This is a genomic window from Streptomyces sp. S6 (assembly GCF_054880855.1).
Genome location: NZ_JBTYMC010000432.1, coordinates 1 through 4,380 on the forward strand (window position 1 = coordinate 1; position 4,380 = coordinate 4,380).

Consider the following 4,380-nt stretch of genomic DNA (forward strand, 5'->3'; position numbering starts at 1 on the left):
GCGCCTCGGCGGTCTGCATGCCGGGGGAGTAGCCAACTCGCCGCCGACAGCGGGGGCGGTGTCCCGGCGCGAGGCGACGCCCAGTCAGCCGGCGGGCTGGCGGGATCGCCGCCCGCCGCCTCCAACTCACCGGCTCCAGCCCGTCAGCGACTCCCCGTCACCGCCGACAGCGTCGACGAGATCTCGCCGATCACCTGGGCCGCCTGCGCGACGAGGTAGAAGTGGCCCCCGGGGTAGACCTCCTGGCGGAAGCCCCCGGTGGTGTGCTCCTCCCAGGCCGCGACCGAGTCCAGCGGGGCCTTGGGGTCGCTGTCGCCGATCAGGGCGGTGACCGGGGTGGCCACCTGGTGGAAACGCTCGGGCCGGTACAGCTCGGCGGCGCGGTAGTCGGCGCGCAGGGCCGGCAGCACCAGTTGGAGCATCTCGTCGTCGCCGAGGATGCGGTTGTCGGTGCCCGAGAGGCGTTTGACCTCGGCGATCAGTGCCTGGTCGCCGCGTGTGTGGACGCCCTCCTCGATCTGGTGGCGGGAAGGCGCGCGCCGCCCGGAGGCGAACAGCATCACCGGCGTCACCCCGGCCTGTTCGAGGAGTCCGGCGAGTTCGAAGGCGAGGGAGGCGCCCATGCTGTGCCCGAAGAGGGCGAGGGGGCCGGTGCCCTCGTCGGCCAGCACGGCGGGCAGCAGCCGGTCCGCCAGCGCGGGGATGCTCTCGACGCACGGCTCCTGGCGGCGGTCCTGGCGCCCGGGGTACTGCACGGCGAGCACCTCGACGCCGGGGGCGAGGGCCTGGGACACCGGGTGGTAGAAGGAGGCGGAGCCACCCGCGTGGGGCAGGCACAGCAGCCGTACGGCGCCGGGTTCCGCCGGGTGGTATCGGCGTATCCACAGCGTCCTGTCCTCGGTGTCGACGCTCATCTCGGGCTCCCGGGTTCGTTGCAGGGGCAGGTCTCCGCAAGCTAACAAACCCGGCAGCCGGCCCGGGTCCGTACCGGGCCCCTGTAGGGACCCCTATCACCGGCCCCCGCGAGGTCAGGGGTGTTCCAGCGCCCGGCGGACGCCCTATCTCTTTCGTGAGCCCTCGTCACCACGGGGCCGCGCTGACCTGGCTACCGATTCCGACCCCACGGGGGTTCTCTGTGACGGACGAAGCACAGCTCGTCGAGTACATCCGGCGTCTGACCGGTGAACTGCGCCAGTCCCACCGCCGGGTGCGGCAGTTGGAGGACGCGGGCAGCGAGCCGCTGGCCGTCGTCGGTATCGGCTGCCGTTTCCCGGGCGGTGTCACGGGCCCGGACGAGCTGTGGCGGCTGGTGGACGAGGGCCGGGACGCGGTGGGCGCGATGCCGGCGGGCCGGGGCTGGGACTTCGACGCCCTCTTCGCCGCCGACCCCGACGCGCCGGGCTCCAGCCACGCCCGCGAGGGCGGCTTCCTGCACGACGCGGCCTCCTTCGACGCCGGGTTCTTCGGGATCTCGCCGCGTGAGGCCCTCGCCATGGACCCGCAGCAGCGGCTGCTCCTGGAGACCGCCTGGGAGGCCCTGGAGCACGCGGGCATCGACCCGGCGGGCCTGGTCGGGAGCCGGACCGGTGTGTACGCGGGGCTGATGTACCACGACTACGCCGGTGAGCTGTCGACCATGCCGGACGAGGTGCAGGGTTTCCTGAGCACCGGGAACTCCGGGAGCATCGTGTCCGGGCGGGTCGCCTACGTCCTGGGCCTTGAGGGGCCGGCGCTGACGGTCGACACCGCCTGTTCGTCGTCCCTGGTCACCGTGCACCTGGCGGGCCAGGCCCTGCGGTCGGGCGCGTGCGATCTGGCGCTGGCGGGCGGGGTGACCGTCATGTCGACGCCGTCGACGTTCGTGGAGAACTCCCGGCAGGGCGGGCTGGCCGCCGACGGGCGCTGCAAGTCCTTCGCGGACGCCGCCGACGGCACCGGCTGGGGCGAGGGTTCGGCGATGCTCGTGCTGGAGCGGCTGTCCGACGCGCGGCGCAACGGGCACCGGATCCTGGCGGTCGTGCGGGGCTCGGCCGTCAACCAGGACGGCGCCTCCAACGGGCTCACCGCCCCCAACGGGCCCTCCCAGCAGCGGGTCATCCGTGACGCGCTCGCGGACGCCCGGCTGACGGCGGCCGACATCGACGCCGTGGAGGCGCACGGCACCGGCACCACCCTGGGCGACCCGATCGAGGCGCAGGCGCTGCTGGCGACGTACGGCAAGGAGCGTCCGGAGGGGCAACCGCTGCGGCTCGGGTCGGTGAAGTCGAATCTGGCGCACACGCAGGCCGCCGCGGGGGCCGCCGGGATCATCAAGACGGTGATGGCGATCCGGCACGCCCGCATGCCGCGCACCCTGCACGTCGACGCGCCCACCACGCAGGTCGACTGGGGCTCGGGGGCGGTGTCGCTGCTCACCGAGGCGTGCGACTGGCCCGACCTGGGCCGTCCGCGCCGCGCGGCCGTCTCGTCCTTCGGGGTGAGCGGCACCAACGCCCACGTCATCATCGAGCAGGCCCCGGAGCCGGAACCGGCCGACCCCGCCGACTCCCCCGCACTGCCCGTCGTCCCTGTGCTGCTCTCGGCCCGCGACCCGCAGGCGCTGCGGGAGCAGGCGTCCCGGCTGCGCGCCCACCTCACCGAGGCCGGCGCACCGGCTCTCCTGGACGTCGCCCACTCCACCGCCGTCACCCGTGCCGCTCTGGAGGAGCGGGCCGCCCTCGTCGTGGACGGCACCGCGAGCCTGCTGGAGGCACTGCGGGCGCTCGCCGCCGGTGAGCCCGCGCCCGGGGTGGTCACCGGACACGCCGAGGACCGGGCCACGGCCGTCCTGTTCACCGGTCAGGGTGCCCAACGCCCTGGTATGGGGCGCGAGTTGTCCGAGGTGTTCCCCGTGTTCGCCGCCGCTCTCGACGAGGTCTGCGGACATCTGGACCCGCGCCTCGGGCGGTCCCTGAAGGCGCTGATGTTCGCGGAGCCGAAGACGCCGGAGGCGGCTCTCCTCGACGAGACGCGGTACACGCAGGCCGCGACGTTCGCGCTGGAGGTCGCGCTGTACCGGCTCGTGGCGGGCTGGGGGGTCGTGCCGGTCCAGCTCGCCGGGCACTCCATCGGTGAGCTGACCGCCGCGCACGTCTCGGGGATGCTGTCGCTGCCGGACGCGTGCGCGTTGGTCGCGGCGCGGGGGCGGCTGATGCAGGCGCTGCCCGAAGGTGGCGTGATGGTCGCGCTGGAGGCGGCCGAGGAGGAGGTGGCGCCGCTGCTGGCCGGGCAGGAGGACGCCGTCGCGCTGGCCGCCGTCAACGGGGAGCGGTCCGTCGTCGTCTCCGGGACGGACGCCGCCGTCACCCCCGTCGCCGAGCACTTCGCGGGCCTGGGCCGTCGTACCCGGCGGCTGAAGGTGTCCCACGCCTTCCACTCGCCGCTGATGGAGCCGATGCTGGAGGACTTCCGGGCCGTCGTACGGACGTTGGAGTTCCGGCCCCCAGTGGTGCCCGTCGTCTCCAGCGTCACCGGCACGCACCAGGACCCCGAGCAGTGGGCCGATCCGGACTACTGGGCCCGGCAGGTGCGGGACACCGTCCGGTTCCTCGACGTGCTGCGCACCCTGCGGGGGCTCGGCGTGACCGCCCGGTTCGAGCTGGGCCCGGACAGCGCCCTGACCGCGTTCGGTGACGATGCTGTCCTCGGCGTCGCCGCCCAGCGGCGCGGTCAGCCCGAGGTGCGGGCCCTGGTGGGTGCGCTGGCAGCGCTGCACACCGGGGGTGTCGCCGTGGACTGGGGGGCGTTCTACGCGGACCGGGGCGCACGTGTCGTCGCCCTGCCCACGTACGGCTTCCAGCGGCGTGACTACTGGCTGCGCCCCAAGCCGGGGGCCGGCGCGCGGTCCGGGGCGGGGCTCACCGGATCCGGGCACCCGCTGCTCACGGCGACGACGAGCGTCGCCGGGACCGGGCTGCACGTCCTCACCGGCCGCCTCGGCCTGGACACCCACCCGTGGCTCGCGGACCACGCGGTCGGCGCCACCGTCCTCGTCCCCGGTACTGCGTTCGTGGAGCTCGCGCTGCACGCGGCCCGGCAGGAGGCGGTGGGCGCGGACGCCCTGACCGTCGGTGAACTCGTCCTGCACGCCCCGCTGGTCCTGCCGCCCACCGGCGGCGTCCGGGTGCAGGCGGTGCTCGACGCCCCTGCCCGCGCCTTCACCGTGGCCTCGCAGCCGGAGCACGCGGACGGCGACGCGTGGACCGTGCACGCCGAGGGCACCCTCGGCACCGCCCCGGCCACTCCCCGCGCCGCAACATCCTCGACCCGCTGCTGATCGACGCCGCCGTGGAGGAGGGCACGGAATACCGCGAACGGTGCGAAGTGAACGGACTGCTCCAC

Annotated in this window: 1 protein-coding gene and 1 pseudogene; one reads left to right on the top strand and one right to left on the bottom strand. The window is 74.5% G+C overall.

Annotation, left to right across the window (positions count from 1 at the left end):
* Nucleotides 1-143: 143 nt before the first annotated feature.
* Nucleotides 144-914, bottom strand: a complete 771-nt coding sequence (locus ACVNF4_RS33025) for a thioesterase II family protein (RefSeq protein ID WP_461806561.1) — start codon at nucleotides 912-914, stop codon at nucleotides 144-146.
* Nucleotides 915-1,135: 221 nt separating this feature from the next.
* Between ACVNF4_RS33025 and ACVNF4_RS33030 the strand changes: the two are divergent.
* Nucleotides 1,136-4,315: pseudogene (locus ACVNF4_RS33030) on the top strand (type I polyketide synthase); the annotation flags it as partial.
* Nucleotides 4,316-4,380: the final 65 nt, after the last annotated feature.

Bases quoted from the DNA above. Each gene is read 5' to 3' on its own strand.
- ACVNF4_RS33025 (WP_461806561.1), bottom strand. From the start codon at position 914: ATGAGCGTCGACACCGAGGACAGGACGCTGTGGATACGCCGATACCAC.